19 protein-coding genes are annotated in these 20,400 nt (G+C 74.7%); 8 read left to right on the forward strand and 11 right to left on the reverse strand.

Annotated elements, in window-relative coordinates:
- Positions 1-165: 165 nt before the first annotated feature.
- The 4 genes from O2W53_RS19720 to O2W53_RS19735 are packed head-to-tail and all read right to left on the reverse strand — an operon-like array spanning position 166 to position 4,529.
- Positions 166-1,257, reverse strand: coding sequence for a hypothetical protein (locus O2W53_RS19720; RefSeq protein ID WP_269164766.1), 1,092 nt, complete (start codon positions 1,255-1,257; stop codon positions 166-168).
- On the reverse strand, positions 1,254-1,928 hold the full coding sequence (locus O2W53_RS19725) for an SCO family protein (protein WP_269164767.1): 675 nt from the start codon (positions 1,926-1,928) through the stop codon (positions 1,254-1,256). Before O2W53_RS19725 ends, O2W53_RS19720 begins: the two co-directional genes overlap by 4 nt.
- A complete protein-coding gene (locus tag O2W53_RS19730; RefSeq protein WP_269164768.1) occupies positions 1,925-2,656 on the reverse strand; it encodes a YcnI family copper-binding membrane protein in 732 nt (243 codons plus the stop codon). Before O2W53_RS19730 ends, O2W53_RS19725 begins: the two co-directional genes overlap by 4 nt.
- A gap of 34 nt (positions 2,657-2,690) precedes the next feature.
- Positions 2,691-4,529 (reverse strand): copper resistance CopC/CopD family protein, encoded by a 1,839-nt coding sequence (locus O2W53_RS19735; RefSeq protein ID WP_269164769.1) that lies wholly within the window; start codon positions 4,527-4,529, stop codon positions 2,691-2,693.
- Between the two features lie 111 nt (positions 4,530-4,640).
- On the opposite strand from O2W53_RS19735, the gene O2W53_RS19740 reads away from it, so the two are divergent.
- The 5 genes from O2W53_RS19740 to O2W53_RS19760 all read left to right on the forward strand — a co-directional run bounded on the left by O2W53_RS19740 (position 4,641) and on the right by O2W53_RS19760 (position 9,138).
- Positions 4,641-6,083 carry an MFS transporter gene (locus tag O2W53_RS19740; RefSeq protein ID WP_269164770.1) on the forward strand — a complete coding sequence of 481 codons (1,443 nt, stop codon included), beginning with the start codon at positions 4,641-4,643 and terminating at the stop codon, positions 6,081-6,083.
- A gap of 57 nt (positions 6,084-6,140) precedes the next feature.
- A complete protein-coding gene (locus O2W53_RS19745; RefSeq protein ID WP_269164771.1) occupies positions 6,141-6,269 on the forward strand; it encodes a putative leader peptide in 129 nt (42 codons plus the stop codon).
- Between the two features lie 91 nt (positions 6,270-6,360).
- Positions 6,361-7,371: a sulfite exporter TauE/SafE family protein gene (locus O2W53_RS19750; protein ID WP_269164772.1), complete on the forward strand. Its 1,011-nt coding sequence runs from the start codon at positions 6,361-6,363 to the stop codon at positions 7,369-7,371.
- Positions 7,372-7,482: 111 nt separating this feature from the next.
- The gene (locus O2W53_RS19755; protein WP_269164773.1) at positions 7,483-8,496 is read left to right on the forward strand and encodes an NAD(P)/FAD-dependent oxidoreductase; all 1,014 of its coding nucleotides are present in this window, start codon (positions 7,483-7,485) and stop codon (positions 8,494-8,496) included.
- Positions 8,497-8,505: 9 nt separating this feature from the next.
- Positions 8,506-9,138, forward strand: coding sequence for a class I SAM-dependent methyltransferase (locus tag O2W53_RS19760; RefSeq protein ID WP_269164774.1), 633 nt, complete (start codon positions 8,506-8,508; stop codon positions 9,136-9,138).
- Positions 9,139-9,167: 29 nt separating this feature from the next.
- Here O2W53_RS19760 and O2W53_RS19765 read toward each other — a convergent pair whose 3' ends face one another.
- The 4 genes from O2W53_RS19765 to O2W53_RS19780 form a co-directional block, all read right to left on the reverse strand.
- Positions 9,168-10,151 (reverse strand): NAD-dependent epimerase/dehydratase family protein, encoded by a 984-nt coding sequence (locus O2W53_RS19765; RefSeq protein WP_269164775.1) that lies wholly within the window; start codon positions 10,149-10,151, stop codon positions 9,168-9,170.
- A gap of 154 nt (positions 10,152-10,305) precedes the next feature.
- Positions 10,306-10,785, reverse strand: coding sequence for a DUF5994 family protein (locus tag O2W53_RS19770; RefSeq protein WP_269164776.1), 480 nt, complete (start codon positions 10,783-10,785; stop codon positions 10,306-10,308).
- 348 nt (positions 10,786-11,133) lie between these two features.
- The gene (gene typA, locus O2W53_RS19775) at positions 11,134-13,023 is read right to left on the reverse strand and encodes a translational GTPase TypA (RefSeq protein WP_269164777.1); all 1,890 of its coding nucleotides are present in this window, start codon (positions 13,021-13,023) and stop codon (positions 11,134-11,136) included.
- A 200-nt stretch (positions 13,024-13,223) separates the two neighbouring features.
- Positions 13,224-13,562: a hypothetical protein gene (locus O2W53_RS19780; protein WP_269164778.1), complete on the reverse strand. Its 339-nt coding sequence runs from the start codon at positions 13,560-13,562 to the stop codon at positions 13,224-13,226.
- A 186-nt stretch (positions 13,563-13,748) separates the two neighbouring features.
- On the opposite strand from O2W53_RS19780, the gene O2W53_RS19785 reads away from it, so the two are divergent.
- Positions 13,749-15,863 (forward strand): putative bifunctional diguanylate cyclase/phosphodiesterase, encoded by a 2,115-nt coding sequence (locus tag O2W53_RS19785; RefSeq protein ID WP_269164779.1) that lies wholly within the window; start codon positions 13,749-13,751, stop codon positions 15,861-15,863.
- Between the two features lie 128 nt (positions 15,864-15,991).
- Here the strand turns inward: O2W53_RS19785 and O2W53_RS19790 are convergent, their stop codons facing one another.
- Complete coding sequence (locus O2W53_RS19790) at positions 15,992-16,549, reverse strand: YceI family protein (protein WP_269164780.1); 558 nt, start codon at positions 16,547-16,549, stop codon at positions 15,992-15,994.
- Positions 16,550-16,638: 89 nt separating this feature from the next.
- On the opposite strand from O2W53_RS19790, the gene O2W53_RS19795 reads away from it, so the two are divergent.
- Together O2W53_RS19795 and O2W53_RS19800 are read left to right on the forward strand one after the other, a co-directional pair.
- On the forward strand, positions 16,639-17,157 hold the full coding sequence (locus tag O2W53_RS19795) for a MarR family winged helix-turn-helix transcriptional regulator (protein ID WP_269164781.1): 519 nt from the start codon (positions 16,639-16,641) through the stop codon (positions 17,155-17,157).
- Positions 17,158-17,387: 230 nt separating this feature from the next.
- Positions 17,388-18,149: a type IV toxin-antitoxin system AbiEi family antitoxin gene (locus tag O2W53_RS19800; protein WP_269164782.1), complete on the forward strand. Its 762-nt coding sequence runs from the start codon at positions 17,388-17,390 to the stop codon at positions 18,147-18,149.
- A gap of 115 nt (positions 18,150-18,264) precedes the next feature.
- On the opposite strand, the gene O2W53_RS19805 is transcribed toward O2W53_RS19800, so the two are convergent.
- Positions 18,265-19,425, reverse strand: coding sequence for a glycerophosphodiester phosphodiesterase (locus tag O2W53_RS19805; protein ID WP_269164783.1), 1,161 nt, complete (start codon positions 19,423-19,425; stop codon positions 18,265-18,267).
- Positions 19,426-19,598: 173 nt separating this feature from the next.
- Complete coding sequence (locus O2W53_RS19810) at positions 19,599-20,363, reverse strand: crotonase/enoyl-CoA hydratase family protein (RefSeq protein ID WP_269164784.1); 765 nt, start codon at positions 20,361-20,363, stop codon at positions 19,599-19,601.
- Positions 20,364-20,400 lie beyond the last annotated feature (37 nt).

A 20,400-nucleotide genomic window follows, 5' to 3' on the forward strand; every position in this document is an offset into this window, starting at 1 on the left:
CTGGGACCTCCGGCAACCCCCTACGGCTCCGGCCCGGTCCGAGACATCCAAACATCAAGTGACAGCCTTGTAATTCGCTGCCCGGCGTGTTCGAGGGGACACGCGGAGTCACTGTCACAGTGGTCCCAGGAACCGACTCGTCGACCAGTCGACATGTCGACTGCGTCAGTGCAGGGCGGGCTCGCCGACCGGGTCCCCAAGGGCGCGGGCGTCGTCCCGGAACCGCCGGACCGCGCCGACCCCGCCGACGACCAGCCCCAGCCCGCCGGCGACGAGCACCGCGACCGCCACCCGGGCCAGCACCTGCGGCCCGGCGGTCAGCGCGTTCGCCGTCCACAGCACGTCGACGTCGGGCAGGCCCTGCACCAGCAGCAGCCAGCCGACCACCACCGCCATCAGGCCGGTCAGCACGCCGCGCCCACGCCCGGCCGCCCGCACACCGATCGCCGCCGCCAGTAGCACCAGCAGCGCCGGGAGCAGGGCCGACACGATCGCCCCGACGTGCGAGGAGACGCTGCTCGGCGGCTCGGGGGTGGCCAGCGCGTGGTAGATCGCGGCCAGCGCACCCAGGGCGAGCACGGCGGCCAGCGGCCGGGGACCGCGGGCGAGCCAGCCGGCCGCGACCGTGCCGGCCAGCAACAGCACGTAGCCGGGCCAGACCAGCCAGGCCGGTGGCGGCGGGCTCCAGGTGAGCACCCCCTGGACGACGACGTCGGTGCCGCCGTGGGCCATCGGCACGGTCCACTCGATGACCGTGTGCGGCCGGGACGAGTCCGCGGCCACCACCGGGGGGAGCAGGTCCTGGGTCATCCAGTGCGTCCGGTGGTCGTGCCACACGTACTGCGACTGGGTGGAGACCTGCTCCCAGCGCGGCGCCGCGGTGATGTCGACGCCGTCCGGCATCGGCGTGCGCCCGTACCGGTCCAGGTTCAGGTAGGTCGCCGGGCTCGCGGCGTTGCGCCAGACGCCGTCCGGACCGATCCGCAGGTAGGGCTCGCCCGAGTACCCCGGCACCGTCAGCTCGGTGTCGGTCTCGTTGACCACCTCGAGCTCGTCACCGAACTGCAGCACCCGCACGCTCACGCCCGGCAGCTGCGGGGACACCGTCCGGACGGCGGCGTCGAAGTCGCTGCCCGCCGCTCCCCCGCCCACGTGCGCCGACGCGGGTGCCGCGACGGCGAGGACGGCCAGCACCCCGAGCAGGACGACGAGGACCCGGCCCACGCCGGTCGTCCAGACGTGCCGGCCGGGACTCACCCGGCGACGGCAGCCAGCTCGGTGGCGATGTCGCGGGCGGTGTTGGCCGAGTCGAACGCGACGTCGGCCTCCCCGTCGGTGCCGTAGAGCAGCAGCAGCGCCGAGTGGCTCTCGCCGCCGTTCTGCGCCTGCGGCACCCCGGCGGCCAGCTGCGCCTGGTCGATCTGCCCCTGGTCGCCGGTGAGCCCGATGAACTGGGTCGGCAGCCCGGCGTCGAACCGGTCCAGGTACTCCCCCAGCACCTCGGGGGTGTCCCGCGCCGGGTCGGTGGTCACGAACACCACCGACGTCTTCTCGGCCACCGCCGGGTCGACCTCGCCCAGCGCCAGCATGACGTCGGCCATCGTGGTCGGGCAGATGTCCGGGCAGTGGGTGAAGCCGAAGAACAGCAGGGTCGGGCCGTCCGCGGTCTGCTCGCCGAAGTCGAACGGCGCACCGCTGGTGTCGGTGAGCGTGAAGTCCGGCTTCTGGTACGGGTCGACCAGCTGCATGCCGCCCTCCCGCACACCGCCCTCCAGCGTGGCCGGGGCCTCGGTCGACTCGTGGTCGTGCCCGGCGGCCTCGGCACCGGCGTCGGCGTCGGCGTCCCCGCCACAGCCGGCCAGCAGCAGACCGGTCGAGAGGGCCAGCGCGGTCAGCCCGGTACGGGTCGGACGGGAAGCAGAGCTCACGAGGACACGGTACGACGGCGAGCGGACAGACCGAGGAACAGACCGCCCAGCCCGGCGAGCAGCCCGAGCACCGCCAGCACCAGCGCGGTGACCGCCGTGCCGTCGCTCCCCTCGTCGTCCGCTGCCGGGTCGGCCGTCGCCGCCGTGTCGGTCGGGGTGTCGGCGTCCTCCGCCGCCAGCGACAGCACCGGTGACGGGTACCGCGGCTCCGGCTGGCCGTCGACGGTGGGCTCGATCCAGGCGGCCTCGGTGCCGTCGCTGTAGGTCTGCACGGCGTTGAAGGTCAGCTCGTCGGTCTCCGGGAACGGCCCGCCGGAGAGGGCGAACTCCTGGAACTCACCCGGGGCGATGCCCTGTCCCTCCTCGGCCCGGAACTCCACGACCGAGACGGCCTGCTCGACCGGCTCGCCGTGCACCTCGACCGGCTCGGGGAGCTGCGCCTCGGTCATCGAGACGGTCCAGCCGGGCACCGGCTGCGCCCGCAGGGAGGTGAGCGGGGTGTCGGTGGGCACCTGGACGCGCAGCCCGACCGTGCTGGCGGTGTCGCTCTCGTTCGGCACCCGGAAGGTGAGCTTGCCGTAGCCACCCGGCGCGGCGTCACCGGAGGAGACGGTGACGTGTGCGGACGCGACCCCGGTGCCGGCGACGAGCAGCCCCGTCGAGGCGAGCAGCGCGGTCAGCAGGACGACGGCCGGACGGCGCGCGGGACGGAGCAGGGACAGGGACAACGGTTCTCCTCGGATCGGTGTCGTGCAGGGGGTGTCAGCGCACCGGGAAGACGGTGCTGGCGGTGGCCGCGGTGAACTCGTCCAGCCGGACGGTCGCCGTCAGGGTCCAGGTGCCGGTGGTGGGCAGCGTCGGGTCTCCGACGTAGTGGCCCGGCCCGGCGGGGGCGAGGTCGACGTCCAGCGGGCCGATCTCCTGCTCCACCTCGGTGAGGGTGACCCCGATCTGCTGCGGCTGGGTCAGCCGCCCGTCGGCGTCGAAGAGGTAGACGTGCAGCGTGGTCGGCCCGGGGGTGGCCGGGTCGAGGAGGACCTGCACCGTGCCGGCGCCGGTCGTGCCACCGGCCGACTGGAGCGGCAGGGTCACCTCGACCGGCTGGGCGACGGCGGCCTTCGCCGGCGGCGTGCCGACCAGCACCGCGGACAACGCGAGGACGACGGCCGCCCCGACGAGCTCGAGCAGCACCGCGCGGCGCAGCACGCCGATCGTCGCCGGCGGCTCGGCGGCAGGGTCCTCGGTGGCGGGGTCTCCGGTGACAGGGCCGTCGGTGGCGGGGCCGTCGGTGGCGGGGGCCTCCCCGGCGGCGAACGCCTGCGCGACGACCCGGCGCGAGGGACGGCGGCGGGTGCCCACCCGCTGCTGCACCCAGTCCCGGCCCACCAGCGCGGCGACCAGCACCAGCAGCACCAGTGCGACCTTGGCCACCAGCACCCAGCCGTAGGTGGTGGCGAAGAGCGCGGACACCGACCCGACCTCGCGGACCGACTGCAGCACCCCGGTGACGACCAGCGCGCCGATGCAGCCGGCCGCCAGCGACGACCACCGGGGCAGCGCGGCGACCAGCTCTCCTGCCGGCGTCGGCCCGCGGAGGGCGCCGGCGAACAGCGCGACCAGGCCGCCCAGCCAGGCGCTCATCGCCGCGACGTGCACGGCGGCCACCGCCACGGCCAGCACCGGCAGCGGCCCGGCGACCGGGTGACCCACCGCGGCGACCGCGACGACCAGCGCGGCGGCGAGCACCCCGGCGGCGATCAGCCAGCCCGTCCCCGGGGCACTCCCCCGCCGCCAGCTCCGCAGCAGGACGGCGGCCAGCAGCGCGGCGAGCACCACCCGCAGCAGCAGCGTCCGGCCGAAGGTCGAGTCCAGCGTGGTGCCCAGCAGCTGCGGGTCCACCAGCGACCCGAGTCCGCTCCCGGCGGCGTAGGGCCCCTGCAACAGCAGCGAGAGCACCCCGCCGACCACGACCGCGGCCAGCCCGGCACCGGCCAGCCGCCGCAGCCGCGACACCGCCCAGCCCCCCGGCCAGCAGGTGGCCAGCACCAGCGGCACGCCGAGCCCGAGGGTCAGGCCGAGGTAGCTCAGCCACCGGGCGACCGGCAGCGCCACGGCCACGCCCGGGTCCGCGCCGTCCCCCTCGCCGACGGAGCCCGCCGCCACCAGCTCCCCGTTCCCCACTGCGAAGGAGAACGCACCGGAGACGGGGTGGGAGTCCGCCGAGACCACCCGGTAGGTCACCACGTAGCCGGCGTCGGGCAGCCCCTCGCGCAGCGGCACGGTGAGGGTGCTGCCGCGCACCTCGGCGGCCCCGGTGTCGACCCGCTCGCCGTCGCCGTCGAGCACCCGCGCGTAGCCGGCGCCCAGGGAGACCGGCTCGTCGAACTCGATGACCACCTCGGCCGGCGCGAAGTCCAGCCGGGCACTGTCGGCCGGCGTCGTCGTCGTCACGGTGGCGTGCGCGGCCGCCGGCCGCGCGGTGCCCACGTCGACGAGCACGCCGAGCAGCACCCCCAGCAGCAGGACGGCGCCGGACAGCCGGCGCACCCCCACCCCGGTACGGCGGTGGGCTGCTCGCCGGGTCCGCTCCTGCTGCTGCACGGTTGCACAGTCGTCCGGGCCCGCCGTCCAGTTCCCGGCCGTGCGCGGCCGGGGACGAGAGCCGGCCCACACCAGAGGCGCGCATCCGCCGCCGTCCACCAGGATGGCCCGGTGACCGCGACCCCGCCCGCCGCGGCCGGGACGCCACCACCGGTCGCCGGTCAGCCGGTCGCGCTGGGCACCGCCCCGGGCCGCTGGGTGCTGCTGGCCACCGTGCTCGCCTCCGCCATGGCACTGCTCGACGCCACCGCGGTCACCGTCGCGCTCCCCTCGATCAGCCGGGACCTCGGCTCGTCCCTGTCCGGCCTGCAGTGGACGGTGACCGGGTACACGCTGGCGCTGGCCTCGCTCGTCCTGCTCGGCGGTTCCCTGGGCGACCGGTACGGACGCCGCCGGGTCTTCGTGCTCGGGGTCGTCTGGTTCGCCGCCGCCTCGCTGGCCTGCGGGCTGGCGCAGACCACCGGCCAGCTCGTCACCGCGCGGGTGCTGCAGGGCATCGGCGGCGCCCTGCTGACCCCCGGGAGCCTGGCGATCATCCAGGCCTCCTTCCGGCACCAGGACCGGCCGCGGGCGATCGGCCTGTGGTCGGCGCTGGGTGGGCTGGCCGGGCTGGTCGGCCCGTTCCTGGCCGGCTTCCTGGTCGACACGGTGGGCTGGCGCTGGGTGTTCGGGATCAACGTGCCGTTCGCGGTGGTCGTCGTCCTGGTGGCCGCCCGGCACCTGCCGGAGAGCCGGGATCCCGCGCGCACCGGGCGCTTCGACGTGCTCGGCGCCGTCCTCGGCGCGCTGGCGCTGGCCGGGGTCACCGACGCGTTGATCGCGGCGGGCAGCGACCCCGGGAGCCCGGAGGTGGTGGTCGCCGCGGCGGTCGGCGTGCTGGCCGGGGCGGCGTTCGTCGTCCGGGAGCGCCGGGCGGCCCAGCCGATGCTGCCGCTGGGGATCTTCGCCGACCGCCAGTTCACCGGCGCCAACCTGAGCACCCTGGCGGTGTACGGGGCACTGGGCGGGGTCATGTTCTTCCTCGTCCTGCAGTTGCAGACCGTGCTCGGCTACGACGCCACCGCGGCCGGCGCCGCGTTGCTGCCCACGATCCTGGTGATCACGCTGCTGTCGGCCCGGGCCGGCGCGCTCGCCCAGCGGATCGGGCCGCGGCTGCAGATGACCGTCGGCCCGCTGGTGTCCGCCGGTGGCCTGCTGTGGCTCACCCGGGTCGGGCCCGGCAGCTCCTACTGGGTCGACGTGCTGCCCGGCTCGCTCGGCCTGGGGCTGGGCATGTCGCTGGTGGTGGCCCCGCTGACCGCGACCGTGCTCGGCGCCGCCCCCGACCACCTGGCCGGGGTGGCCAGCGGGGTGAACAACGCGGTCGCCCGGGCGGCGAACCTGCTCGCGATCGCGGCACTGCCGGTGGCGGTCGGGCTCTCCGGCGACGACCACACCGACGCCGCGTCGTTCAGCTCCGGCTACTCGCTGGCCATGGGGCTCTGTGCGGGGGTGATGGTGCTGGGCGCCGCGGTCTCCTGGGCGACCGTGCGCAACGACGTCCTGCGGACGTGACGGGGGCCTCCCGGTCCCCTTGCCCACAATCTCTACCAACATGGTAGGAATGTCGCCGTGACGACGACGGCGAGCACCGGTGGGCTCCCCACCCGCCTCCCGTCCGCCCTCCCCGGCGCCTTCCTGGTGAGCCGCCTGCACGTCGACCTGCTCCGGGTCAGCACCGCCGCCTGTCCGGCCCGCTGACCTCCCGCGCCGCCCGGCGCCCCTCGTCCACCGCGGTCCGCTGCGCCCTCACCCGGCGCGCCCGCACCCTGGAACCCGGAGCACCTCCCTCGTGAAGACCCTGATCCTGCTCGCCCTCGCGGGCCTCGGCGCCCAGCTCGTCGACGGCAGCCTGGGCATGGGCTACGGCGTCACCTCGACGACGCTGCTGCTCGCCATCGGCACCAACCCGGCCACCGCCTCGGCCACGGTGCACCTCGCCGAGATCGGCACCAACCTCGCCTCGGGTCTGTCGCACTGGAAGTTCGGCAACGTCGACTGGAAGGTCGTCGCCAAGATCGGCGTCCCGGGCGCGATCGGTGCCTTCGCCGGTGCGACCGTGCTGTCGAACATCTCCACCGCCGTCGCCACGCCGGTGATGTCGCTGATCCTGCTGGGCCTGGGCCTCTACCTGCTGGCCCGCTTCACCCTGCGCGGCATCGACAAGCGCCAGCTGGGCAAGCCGATGCGCGCCCGGTTCCTCGCCCCCCTCGGCCTGACCGCCGGCTTCATCGACGCCACCGGCGGAGGCGGCTGGGGCCCGGTCAGCACCCCGGCCATCCTGGCCAGTGGCCGGATGGAGCCGCGCAAGACGATCGGCTCGATCGACACCTCGGAGTTCCTGGTCTCCCTCGCCGCGAGCGCGGGCTTCCTCTTCGCCCTCGGCAGCCAGGGCATCAACCCCTACTGGGTGCTCGGCCTGCTGGCCGGTGGCCTGGTCGCCGCACCGCTGGCCGCCTGGCTGGTCCGCTTCGTCCCGCCGCGCCTGCTGGGCGCCGGGGTCGGGGGCATGATCGTCTCCACCAACGCGACGAGCCTGCTCAGCAGCGACTGGGTCGGCGCCAGCGACCCAGTCCGGTACGCGGTGCTCGCGGTCGTCTACGTGACCTGGGCGGCGGCGGTGGTCTGGTCGTTCCGCGAGTACCGCCGGGAGCGTGCGCAGGAGGCGGCCGAGGCGCTGGTCGCCGAGGCGGAGCAGCTGGCCGAGCAGGAGCGGGCGGCCCGGGCCGAGCGCCGGGCGCACCCCAACCAGGTGGCGCCGGTCGACTCCGACGACCTCCCGGTGTGCCGCACGCACCGCTGACCCCTTTGCCATAGCGGCAAGGATCCTTGCCGCTCTCGTCTCCCCCGGCGCACTGTCGGACCTGGCGGGTCACCACCCCGGTGACCCGCCGTCCGAGCAGAGGAGCGCACGGTGGAGACGGAGTACGACGTGGTGGTGGTCGGCGGTGGAGCCGCCGGCCTCAGCGGTGCGCTGGCGCTCAGCCGCGCCCGCCGATCGGTGCTGGTGGTGGACGGCGGGGCTCCCCGCAACGCCCCCGCCGCGCACGCACACAACTACCTGGGCCGCGAGGGCACGCCGCCGCGCGAGCTGCTGGCGATCGGCCGCGGCGAGGTGGCCGGCTACGGCGGGGAGTTCACCGACGGCGAGGTCACCTCCGCCGCCCCGGTCGACGGCGGCTTCGAGGTGCGGCTGGCCGACGGGCGGTCGGTGCGCAGCCGCCGGCTGCTGGTGACCACCGGGCTGGTCGACGAGCTGCCCGACGTCCCGGGGGTTCACGAGCTCTGGGGCAGCGCCGTCCTGCACTGCCCGTACTGCCACGGCTGGGAGGTGCGCGACCAGGCGATCGGCGTGCTGGCCACCAGTTCAGCCGGCGTGCACCAGGCGCTGATGTGGCGGCAGTGGAGCGCCGACGTCACCCTCTTCCTGCACACCGGCCCGCAGCCCACCGAGGAGGAGTGGGAGCAACTGGCCGCGCGGGGCATCAGCGTGGTCGTCGGTGAGGTCGCCGGCCTGGAGTCCGCCGACGGGCGGCTGACCGGCGTCCGGCTCGACGACGGCACGGTCTTCGCCCGCGACGCGGTGGTGGTGGCCCCGCGGTTCACCGCACGGGCCGGCGTCCTGGAGTCGCTGGGGCTCGAGGCGGTCGAGCAGCGGATGGGCGAGCTGGTGATGGGCAGCGGGGTGCCGGTGGACGGGACCGGTGCGACCGCCGTCCCCGGGGTGTGGGCGGCCGGGAACGTCACCGACATCAAGGCCCAGGTGATCAGCTCGGCCGCGGCCGGGCTCACCGCCGGGGCGGCGGTCAACGCCGACCTGATCATGGAGGACACCCGCCGGGCCGTGGCCGGACGCCGGGTCTTCTCCCCCGCCGTCGAGCGGGAGCTGTGCGACCAGGTGCTCGGCGACCGCCGGCACGGGATCTGAGGAGGAACGGTGCACGACCACCAGCAGCAGCCGGCGAACACCGGATCCGACCACGCCTCGTGGGAGGAGCGCTACGCCGCTGCGGCGGCGCTCTGGAGCGGCCGGGTCAACCCCACGCTCGCCGCCCAGGCGGCCGACCTGCCCCCGGGGCGGGCCCTGGACGTCGGCTGCGGCGAGGGCGGCGACACCCTGTGGCTGGCCTCCCGCGGCTGGCAGGTGACCGGCCTGGACTGGTCGCAGACCGCCCTCGACCGCGGCGCCGCCCAGGCCTCCGCCGCCGGGCTCGGCGACCGGACGACCTGGGTGCAGGGCGACGTCGCCACCTGGGAGCCCGCCGCCGCGGCGTTCGACCTGGTCACCGCCCACTTCCTGCACCCGGAGGCCGCGGTACGCCGCGTGCTGGTGCCCCGGCTGGCTGCGGCCGTCGCCCCGGGCGGCACGCTGCTGTGGGTCGGTCACGGGTACGACGAGGAGCGCGCCGCCCTGTGGGGCGCGGACCGCTTCGCCGCGGCCGCCGACGTCCTCGCCGACCTGGACCTGCAGGAGTGGGACGTCGTCCTGGCCGGCGCCCAGACGCGGCCGGCCGGCGAGAACGGCCACCATCACGCCGACGAGGTGGTGCGGGTCCGCCGCCGGAGCTGAGCCGACGGGTCGAGCCACCTGGGGATGGGTCAACCCGCAGACGCCAGCAGCAGCCGCTGCTCCAGGTCGGGAGGCAGGCCCGGCAGCTCCCGGCCGGCCGGGGGCTGCGGGCGGTCACCGGCCTGCATCCAGGCCCAGGTGTCGGCGACCGAGTCGCGCACCGGGCGGGTGGGCAGGCCGAGTTCCCGGGCCCGGGTGGTGTCGACGTCCCAGGCGGTGCGGGCGGTGCCGGCGGCCAGCCACAGCGGCAGGTGCGTCCACTCCTGGACGCCGGCCGACAGCAGGTCCGCCTCGGGCACCGGCACCCACTCCGCCTCGCCGCCGGTGACCTCGCGACAGGTGTCCAGCAGCCCGCCGAACGTCGTCATCCCGGCCGGACCGGTGGCGTTGACCGGGCCGCCCTGCCCGCGCTCGGCCAGCTCGACCAGCCATCCGGCCAGGTCGCGGGCGTCGACCAGGGCGATCGGCTGGTCCAGCCCCTCGGCCGGGACGACGACCCGCCCACCGGCGGCGATCCGGTCCAGCCACCAGCCCAGCCGGTGGAGGGGATCGTGCGGCCCGACGATCAGCCCGGCCCTGGCGGTCAGGAACCGCTCCCCCAGCACCGCGCCCAGCACCCGCTCGGCGTGCGCCTTCACCGGCCCGTAGGTGTCCTCGTCGGAGCCCCAGGTCGGCTCCTGCTCGCCGGCGATCGGCCCCGGCGGCCAGTCCCGGTAGGCGTTCAGGCTGCTGACGAACGCGTAGCCGGCGACGTCGGCGAGCGCGGCCGCTGCGTGTCCCGCCGCCGCGCGGGTCTGGCAGGAGGTGTCGACGACCAGCTCGGGGCGCCAGCCGTCCAGCGCCGTCGGCAGGGCGGCGAGGTCGTCCCGGTCACCGGTGAGTGCCCGGGCGCCGGCCGGCGGGGCGCCGGAGACGCCGCGGGTGAACGTGGCCACCTCGTGACCCCGGTCCAGCGCCGCGGAGACGACGTGCCGGCCGAGGAAGTGCGTGCCGCCGAGGACGAGGAGTCGCATGCCCCGACCTCAGCGCAGCCGTCCGGCCGCCGTCCAGCCGGTTCGCTCTCGGCGCACTGCCGGTCCGGGTGGAGCCGCCGCACCGTCCGGGGAGCCGGGTCGCGGCACGGCCGGACGGTCGGCAACCCGGCTCAGGGCGCCGGGCGCGACCTCGTCAGCCGGCGCGGACGCCGGTCAGCGGGACGACCTGTGACCGGGACGGGGCGGTGAGCAGCCCGCGCTGCGGGTTGCCGGTGTCCTCGCGCAGGCCGGCCAGCCGGAGCGCCCGGACGCCGGTGAGCGCGTCGGCCTCCGGCGGCACCACGAGCAGGTCGACCCGACGCTCGCCGTCGACGGTGAGGGAGACCAGCTGGTGGTCCATGCTCGCGAACCCGCCGGTGCGCACGGTGCGGTCGCCGATCAGCATCTTGCGGGCCGGCGGCTCGTCCCAGGCGCCCACGGCGTAGGTGAAGCGGTCGATCCGCACGCCCAGGCTCTGCAGCGCCGCCGCCAGCTCGGGCAGCTCGACGGAGAGCAGCCGGCTGCGTGGCCACCACGCGCCGTCGAACGTCCCGTCGGTCGCTGCCGTCGCCGGGCGCAGCCGCACCCGCACGTCGATCCCGTTCCGGAAACCTGCTGCCCGCTGGACCGTCATCGGCTCCCCGACCACCTCTCACACCGTTCCCCCAGGTGCGCCCGGCCTCCCCCTGCCGCGCACAACCTCTCCGGACCGGAACGTACGACTGCCGCCGCGACACCCCGGCGCGCCACGAGGAGAGCCGTCGAACCCTGCCGCGTCGCTCGGCGGGCCATCACGAACCGTGATCGAGCGGCAACTCTCGACACAGAGACCCCACCCGTCTCAGCAGACCTCGTCGGCGCGCCGCCCCCGGGACGACGAACGTCGCCGCCCCCCGAGGGGGACGACGGCGTCGGTCAGCTCGCCCGACCCCCTCGCCCCCGCCGCGAGCCTGCGAGCGGTGGGGGGCGAGGGGGCCCTTCGTCAGGGCTTGGGCTTCCGGTTCCGGGACCGACCGCGGATCGTCTGGTCCAGCTCCACCTTGCGCACCCGGACGGCGCCCGGCGTGACCTCCACGCACTCGTCCTCGGCACAGAACTCCAGCGCCTGCTCCAGGTTGAGCAGCCTCGGCGGGATGAGCCGCTCCAGCTCCTCGGAGGTGGCCTTGCGCATGTTGGTGAGCTTCTTCTCCTTGGTGATGTTCACGTCCATGTCGTCCGGACGCGAGTTCTCACCGATGACCATGCCCTCGTAGACCGCCGTGCCCGGCTCGACCATCATCTGGCCGCGCTCCTGCAGCGAGAACATCGAGTACGTCGTCGCCACGCCGGTGCGGTCGGCCACCAGCGAGCCGGTCGGGCGCGCGCGCATGTCGCCCAGCCACGGCTCGTAGCCCTCGAGGTTGTGGTTCAGCACGCCGGTGCCGCGGGTCTCGGTGAGGAACTCGGTGCGGAACCCGATCAGGCCACGCGAGGGGACGATGTACTCCATCCGCGCCCAGCCGGTGTCGTGGTGCACGAGGTTCTCCAGCCGCCCGCGCCGGACGGCCAGGGCCTGGGTCAGGGTGCCGACGTACTCACCCGGGGTGTCGATGGTGACCCGCTCGACCGGCTCGTGCAGCTTGCCGTCGATCTCCTTGGTGACCACCTGCGGACGGCCGACGGTGAGCTCGAACTCCTCGCGGCGCAGCTGCTCGACCAGGATCGCCAGCGCCAGCTCGCCGCGGCCCTGCATCTCCCAGGTGTCGGGGCGCTCGGTGGGCAGCATCCGCACCGAGACGTTGCCGACGAGCTCCTGGTCGAGCCGGTTCTTGATCAGCCGGGCGGTGAGCTTCTTGCCCGACTTGCCCGAGATGGGGCTGGTGTTGATGCCGATGGTGATCGAGATCGACGGCTCGTCGACGGTGATCGCCGGCAGCGGGCGCGGGTCGTTCGGGTCGGCGAGGGTGTCGCCGATCATGATGTCCTCGATGCCGGCGATGGCGATCAAGTCGCCGGGGCCGGCGCTGTCGGCCGGGGTGCGGGTGAGGCCCTCGGTGACCAGCAGCTCGGTGATCTTGGTGCGGGTGATGGTGCCGTCGGCCTTGCACCAGGCCACCTGCTGGCCCCGCTTCATCTCACCGGAGTGGATGCGCAGCAGCGCCAGCCGGCCCAGGAACGGCGAGGCGTCGAGGTTGGTGACCTGCGCGCGCAGCGGCTCCTCGGCGTCGTAGACCGGCGCCGGCACGGTGTCCAACAGCGTCTTGACCAGCGGGCCGAGGTCCGGACTATCCGGGACGGTGCCGTTCTCGGGCTTGTTCAGCGACGCCTGGCCGGTACGGCCGTTGCAGTAGACGATCGGGAACTCGAGGGTCTCCGCGGGCAGGCCGGCGTCCTCGAGCAGCTCCATGAACAGCTCGTAGGTCTCGTCGACGACCTCCTCGATGCGGGCGTCCTGCCGGTCGGTCTTGTTGACCGCGAGGATGACCGGCATCCCCTTCGCCAGCGCCTTGCGGAGCACGAACCGGGTCTGCGGCAGCGGGCCCTCGGAGGCGTCGACGAGCAGCACGACACCGTCCACCATCGACAGCGCACGCTCCACCTCGCCACCGAAGTCGGCGTGGCCCGGGGTGTCGACGATGTTCACGACGACGGGGTTGCCGTCCTCGTCGGCGAGGCGGATCGCGGTGTTCTTGGCGAGGATGGTGATCCCGCGCTCGCGCTCGAGCTCGCCGGAGTCCATGACCCGGTCCTGCGTCGAGTCGTTGTCCGTCCCCTCGCCCTTCGAGCGCCCGAGGGCACCGGCCTGCCGGAGCAGGGCGTCGACCAGGGTGGTCTTGCCGTGGTCGACGTGGGCGATGATCGCCACGTTGCGCAGGTCGTTGCGGGTGGGCATGCGGAGAGGCACCTCGGGGGATCGCGTGGGGGTCTGCGCGCAGCGGCGCGCGACAAGTGCAACGGCACGGGCGGCCGAGACCTTCCCATGGTAGGGGACGACGGCCCCCCGCCGAGCGGCTGTGACCGGTCTACCACTCTCGAAGGACCTTGGTCCCCCTCATCCCTCGCAAGCTCGGGACGAGCCTCTGGACCGAGGCCTCACGACGACGGGCGGTCTGCCACCACCCAGGACACCGCGGCGGCGACCACCGTGACCAGCCCGACCGCCAGCCAGGCCGGCCAGCCGACGCCGATCGCCAGCACGTGCGCCAGGACGAAGGCGGCCACGTAGCCGGCCGCCAGCGCGGCGGCGATCGCCGCCCCGCGACGGCGGTACCAGAGCCAGCCGGCGGCCAGGCCCCCCGCGGCGAACACGACGCCGCCGAGCGCCCGCACGCCGGTGCCCTGGGCCACGCCGAACCCGGCGGCCAGCCCGACGGCCACCGCGACGGCCGACGGGAAGCGGGTCTGCACGCGACTGAGGGTCGAGGTCGACATGTCGCCCAGTGTCCCAGCGTCCGCGGACCGATGGGGTCGGTCCCGGGCGACGGCGTCCGCGGCAGCGGAGGTCCGTCGTCGACCTGCGCCTTCCCTGCGAGCGGCCGAGCGCAGCGCAGCCTGATCGGTGGTCCTGGGCGGTACGGTTCGCCGTCCGAGTCAGTCGGACGGTGCGAGGAGTCGCCGATGGCCCAGCACGCCGAGCCACCACCGTGGGTGGCCGACGGGTCCTGGCGCGCGCGGACGACGGAGGCGCTGACCTCGATCAGCGAGGCGGTCTGCTTCCTCGACGCCGAGTACCGCTACACCTGGGTCAACGCCGCCGCCGAGCGGCTGTTGGAGCGGACGGCCGCCGAGCTCGTCGGCCAGGTGCTGTGGACCCAGTTCCCGGACCGGCCCGGCGCCGCATGGCAGGAGTCGGTCCGCCTGGCCCGGGCGACGGGTGAGAGCCAGCAGCTGGAGTTCTTCTACGAACCGCTGGACCGGTGGTTCGAGGTGCGCACCTACCCCGTCCTCGACGACCTGGTCCTGTTCTTCCGCGACGTGCACGAACGCCGCACCCTGGACGAGGAGCGCGCCGCGGAGTCCTCGCTCGTCCGGGCGGTGCTCAACGCACTGCCGGCCCGCACGGCCATCCTCGACGGCGACGGGACGATCCTGACCACCAACGCGGCCTGGGCCCTGGGGACGACGACGGCGGGGCGGCCGGCCGCGTGCCAGACCGGCGACGACTACCTGGCCGCCTGCCGGGCGCTGGCCGCCACGGGCGACCCCGACGCCCGGATCGCCGTCGAGGGCCTGGAGTCGGTGCTGGAGCGGCGGGCGCCGTCCTTCTCCTTCGACTACTGCCCGCCGCACGCCGCCGGCACCGAACCGCCCGGCAGCTGGTGGCACCTGCAGGCCTTCCCGGTGGACGGCGGACCGGGCCTCGTCGTCACCCACACCGACATCACCGACCGGGTGCGCGCCGAACAGCAGGCCGCCTGGCAGGCCCGCCACGACCACCTCACCGAGCTGCCCAACCGGGCCGCACTGCACGAGACGATCGCCGGGGCGCTGGCCGAGGACGGCGGCCCGGTGACCGTCCTGTACCTGGACGTCGACGGGTTCAAGCAGGTCAACGACTCGCTCGGGCACTCGGTCGGGGACCTGCTGCTGCAGGAGCTGGCGGCGCGACTGTCCCGGCGGACCCGCGCCACGGACGTGGTCGGCCGGCTCGGCGGCGACGAGTTCGTCGTCGTCGCCCGCGACTGCGACGCCGGAGCCGGGGAGCTGCTGGCCCGGCGGTTCCGCGCCGTCTTCGACGACCCCTTCGAGCTGGCCGGGACCCGGCTGTCGTTGACCGCCAGCATCGGGACGGCCACCTCCGACCCGGCGCACACCGGGCCCGAGGACCTGCTCCGGGACGCCGACGCTGCGATGTACGCAGCGAAGTCCGACGGCCGGGACCAGCACCTGCACTTCACCCCGGCCCTGCGCGCGAGCCTGGAGGACCGGTGGCAGGTGGTCAGCCACCTGCGGAACGCGGCAGCGCTGGACCAGCTGACCGTGTGCTGGCAGCCGGTGGTGCACCTGTCCAGCGGCGAGGTGACCGGGTGCGAGGCGCTCCTGCGATGGGACCACCCGCACCGCGGCCGACTCGAGCCCGCCGGGTTCGTCCCGATCGCCGAGGAGACCGGGGTGATCGTGCCGATCACCCGCTGGCTGCTGCGGACGGCGATCGACCAGGCCGAGGTGTGGCGGGCCCAGGGCCACCAGCTGGCCGTGGCGGTCAACGTGAGCGCCGTCCACCTCTCCGCCGGGACACTGGTCGACGACGTCCTCGAGGCGCTGGCCGAGCGCGACCTGGACCCGGGGAGCCTCGTGCTGGAGCTGACCGAGACGGCGCTGGCACGCGATCCCGAGCACGCGGTGGCCCAGTTCCGTGCACTGCGCGCCCACGGCGTCCGGATCGCCATCGACGACTTCGGAGCCGGGTACAGCTCCCTGGCGGCGGTGGCCTCGCTGCCCGCGGACGTGCTCAAGGTGGACCGCGCGCTCGTCGCCGGCCCCCTGCCGGCCGCCGCCACGGCTCCCGAGGCGCTCCTCGGCGCGGTCGCCGCCCTGGGTGCGGCGCTGGACATGGCGGTGCTCGCCGAGGGGGTGGAGACCGCCGAGCAGCTGGAGCTGGCCCGCCGGGTGGGGTGCACCTACGCCCAGGGCCACCACCTCTGCGCGCCGGTGACCGGCGAGCGGCTGGGTGCGCTGCTCACCGAGGGCCGGCGGCAGACCGGGCACCAGCGCCTGCCCGCCCACCCCTGAGACGCAGCAGAGCTCCCACCCGGCCGGGTGGGAGCTCTGCTGCACGGCCCCTCTGCAGGGGCCCGCCGTCGGCCCCGTCCCGAGGCTCACCCCGAGCTCGCGAGGGGTGAGGAGGACGGGGTCCTTCCTCAGGCGGTGCGGAGCACGCCCTCGATCTCGAGCTCGACCTCGATCTTGTCGCCGACGACGACGCCGCCGCCGTCCATCGGCATGTCGATGTCCACGCCGAACTCCTTGCGGGAGATGGAGGTCTTGCCGGAGAAGCCGGCGCGCGTGCCGCCGTAGGCGTCCGGGCCGAAGCCGTTGAGCTCCAGGGCCAGGGTGACCGGCTTGGTGATGCCCTTGATCGTCAGGTCGCCCTCGACGACCCAGTCCTCGCCCTTGTTGCGCACGCCGGTGGAGCGGAACTCCATGACCGTGTGGTTGCCGACGTCGAAGAAGTCCGCGGACTTGATGTGCGCGTCGCGCTGCTCCTGGCGGGTGTCGATCGAGTCCATGTCGATCGTGGCGTGCACCGTGGACTGCGACGGGTCCTCGGCGGTGACGATCTCGCCGGAGAACTCGCGGAAGTAGCCGCGGACCTTGCTGACCATCATGTGGCGGACCGAGAAGCCCACCGTGGAGTGGGAGGCGTCGATGTCCCACGTGCCGACGACGTAGCCGGGGATCTGGGTGGTGCTGGCCATGGTGACCTCCGAGTGGTTGAGCGTTTGACTGTCTGCGTCCGGCGGTAGCGTAGTTGAATGCTTGAGTATTCCGCCAGTACCCTCGCACCATGACGAGTGACGTGTCCCCCGCGGCGCGGGCAGCGGGTGCGCCTGCCCCGGCCCCGCCCGCCGCGACGCGCTGGCTGGACGCCGAGGAACAGCGCGCCTGGCGCGCCTGGCTGTACAGCTGGATGTTGCTCGACGACCGGCTCGACCGCGAGTTGACCCGCGAGACGGGCATCTCGCACGCGTACTACGAGATCCTCGTCCAGCTGTCGGAGACCGAGGGCCGGCAGCTGCGGATGAGCCAGCTCGCCGAACGCTGCCTGTCCTCCCGCAGCCGACTGTCCCACGCGGTCTCCCGGCTCGAGGAACGCGGGTGGGTCCGTCGGCAGGTCTGCCCCGAGGACGGGCGCGGGCAGCTCGCCGTCCTCACCGACGAGGGGTTCGCAGCCCTGGAGGGCGCGGCCCCGGTGCACGTGGAGAGCGTGCGCAGCCACCTGTTCGACCAGCTCAGCCCGGAGCAGGTAGCCGCGATGCAGGACATCGGCGAGACCCTGCTGCGCCACCTGAACGACGAGGCGTAGCCACCTGCACCGAGTGACAGCTCAGCGGGCTTCCCGGGCCGGGGAAGCCCGCTGGGCTGTCACTCACCGGCTGTGGACGGCGGCAGCGGCGACCTGCCCTGCTGCGGCAGGGTGCGGCGGCGCCCCGCCCGACCCGCCGTCCCGAGCGACTCCGCGGCCGCGTCTTCCACGGCACGGCAGCCGTCCGCGGCGGCCTGCTGACCCGCGACGACCTGCGCAGCGGTGCCTGGGTGCGGCTGTTCCCCGACGTCTACGCCGACGCCACCCTCGACGTCACGCACGCCGTCCGCGCCCAGGCGGTGGGCCGGCTGCTGCTCCCGCACGCCGTCGTCTCCGGGGTCAGCGCCGCGGTGCTCTGGGGGCTGACCGACCTCGCCCGGCCGGAGGACGACGTGGAGGTGACCGTCGCGCCGGGGACGCCCCGTGGCGCCGCTCCCGGGGTGGCGGTGCGCCGCCGGGTCCTCCCCGGAGAGCGGGTGCGTCCCGTCGAGGGGGTCCGCGCGACCGCGCCGGAGACGACCGCGCTGGAGCTCGCCGGACGGCTCCCCCTCGACGACGGCGTCGTCCTGCTGGACCGGTTCGTGGCGGCGCGGACCACCACGCTGGCGACCCTGCGACTGACGGCCGCCGAGCTGACCGGCCGCGGGTGCCGCCAGGCCCGGACGGCGTGCTCACTCGCCGACGGGCTGGCCGCCTCGCCCCCGGAGACCCGGCTCCGGCTGCTGCTCTCCCGGTCCTCGCTGCCACCACCGGTGGCCCAGCACGTGGTCCGGCACGGCGGGGTGTTCCTCGCCCGGGTCGACTTCGCCTGGCCGGAGCGCCGCGTCGCGCTGGAGTACGAGGGCGCGTGGCACACCACCCGCGTCGCCGCGGACCGCCGGCGGATCGAGGCCCTCCAGGCCGCAGGCTGGCGGGTCCTGTTCGTCACCGCCGCCGACCTCTACTCCCCCGCCGACCTGCTCGCGAGGATCGCCGCCGCACTCGGCGAGTGACAGCTCAGCGGGCTTCCCGGGCCGGGGAAGCCCGCTGGGCTGTCACTCGGCGCGCCCTGACCGCGGGCGGGCCGCCCTGACCGCGGGCGGGCCGGGTGGCCCGCCCGCGGCTGGGTCAGGCGGCCGGGGCCAGCTCGACGTCCGCGTCCAGGAACAGGTCGCGGGTGAGCACGCCGGTGTCCGGGTTGTCGGTGAAGATGCCGTCCACGCCGGCCTCCCAGAACGCCAGCTGCTCGGCGATCGCCTGGCCGTACGCCGCCGGGTCGGTGCCCTCGTCGAGCTCGGCCGGCAGGAAGGCGTTCTCGTTGCGGAACGTGTACGGGTGCACGAGCAGGTCGACCGCGTGGGCGTCGGCGACGAAGGACGTCGGCTCACCCAGCGTGCCGTCCTCCAGCAGCGGGATCACCTGGTCCTTCGACGGGCCCACCCCGTCGGCGTACCGGGCGATCACGGCCAGACCGGCGGCGGTGGACAGGTCGGCGTAGGTGAACGGGAGACCCGCGGCGACCAGGTCGGCCGGAGCGCCGCTGGCCGACAGCAGCTGCACCAGCGGCACCTTCACCCCGGCGGCGTCCAGCTCACGGAGGTTCGTCGTCTCGAACGACTGCAGGAACACCGGGGAGTGGCGGCGGTCGACGTGCGCCTCACGCAGGTCGGCGAGCAGCGGCTCCTCCAGCGAGAGCCCGATCGAGTCGAAGTAGGTCGGGTGCTTGGTCTCGATGTAGGCCCCGATCTCCCGGTCCAGCTCCCGGGTGAGGTCCGCGCGGAGCTCGAAGAACTCGTCCAGGGTCGGGACCTCGAACAGGCCGTCGTAGAGGGTGTTCTCCTCCCGCAGCTCGGGCAGCCGCTCGACCGCGCGCAGCGTCTGCAGCTCCGCCAGCGTGAAGTCCTCGGTGAACCAGCCGGTCAGCTCCACGCCGTCAACCGTCTTGGTCGTCTGCCGGTCGGCGAACTCCGGGCGGTCGGCGACGTCGGTGGTGCCGGAGATCTCGTTCTCGTGCCGGCAGACCAGCACGGCGTCGGCGGTGCTGACCACGTCGCACTCGATGTAGTCCGCGCCCATCCGGGCGGCCAGCTCGTAGGAGGCGAGCGTGTGCTCCGGCCGGTAGCCGGAGGCTCCCCGGTGGCCGATCACCAGGAGCTCCTCGGCCTCGTCGGCACCGTGGTCGGAGCCGTGCGCCGGGGAGGCGGACGACGCCGGGGCGACGGCCAGGGACAGCGGAACGGCGAGCAGGGCTGTCAGCGCAGCAGCGGACAGCCGGGACGTACGGCTCATCGGGACCCCCACGGGCTCGGACGGCGACCCTCGCCGGCGGCCCGCCTCCCCAGCACAGTGGGTCCTCAGCCGCCGCACAGGCAATGCCCGGCGAACAACGGGTGAAGCCGACCCCCTCCGACGGCGAGTCGCCCGGCGGGTCGCGTCAGCGGGTCACCGCCGCGCCCGAGGACTCACTCCCCGCGCCACACCGGGGCGCGCTTCTCGGCGAAGGCGCGAGCGCCCTCCAGTGCGTCGGCCGAGCTGAACACCCGGTCGGCCAGCTCCCGCTGGGCCTCGAGCGCGGCCTTGTCGGTCCAGCCGACCGACCCGGCGATCAGCTGCTTGCTGGCCCGGACCCCGAGCGGGCCGTTGACCACGATCCGCGCGGCCAGCTCCCGCGCCCCGGCCAGCGCACCGCCGGGCTCGGTGAGGACGTTGACCAGCCCGAACCGGTGCGCCTCCTCGGCGGGCAGCGGGTCACCGGTCAGCGCCATCTCCATCGCGCGCTGGTAGGGCAGCGCCTTGGCCAGCCGGAGCACCCCACCGCCGGCGGCGAACAGCCCGCGCTTGACCTCCGGGATGCCGAACCGGGCGTCCCGGGCGGCCACCACCAGGTCGGCGGAGAGCGCCAGCTCGCAGCCGCCGGCCAGCGCCCAGCCCTCGACCGCGGCGATCAGCGGCTTGGCCGGCGGCGCCTCGGTGAGCCCGGCGAACCCGCGGCCCTCGATCCGGGGGCGCTCGCCGCGGGCGAAGGCCTTGAGGTCCATGCCCGCGCAGAAGGTCCCGCCGGCGCCGGTCAGCACCAGGACGGCGACGTCGTCGCGGGCCTCGAACTCGTCGATCGCGGCCGCCAGCGCCTCGGTCGTCGCCAGGTCGACGGCGTTCTTCGCCGCCGGCCGGTTCAGGGTCAGCACCCCGACCCCGTCGATCACCTCGGTGAGCACTGGTGCGGTCATGGCCTGTCCTCTCGTCGGGTCCGGCTGGAGGGTGCGG

Source organism: Modestobacter sp. VKM Ac-2978 (assembly GCF_026968025.1).
Lineage (GTDB): Bacteria > Actinomycetota > Actinomycetes > Mycobacteriales > Geodermatophilaceae > Modestobacter.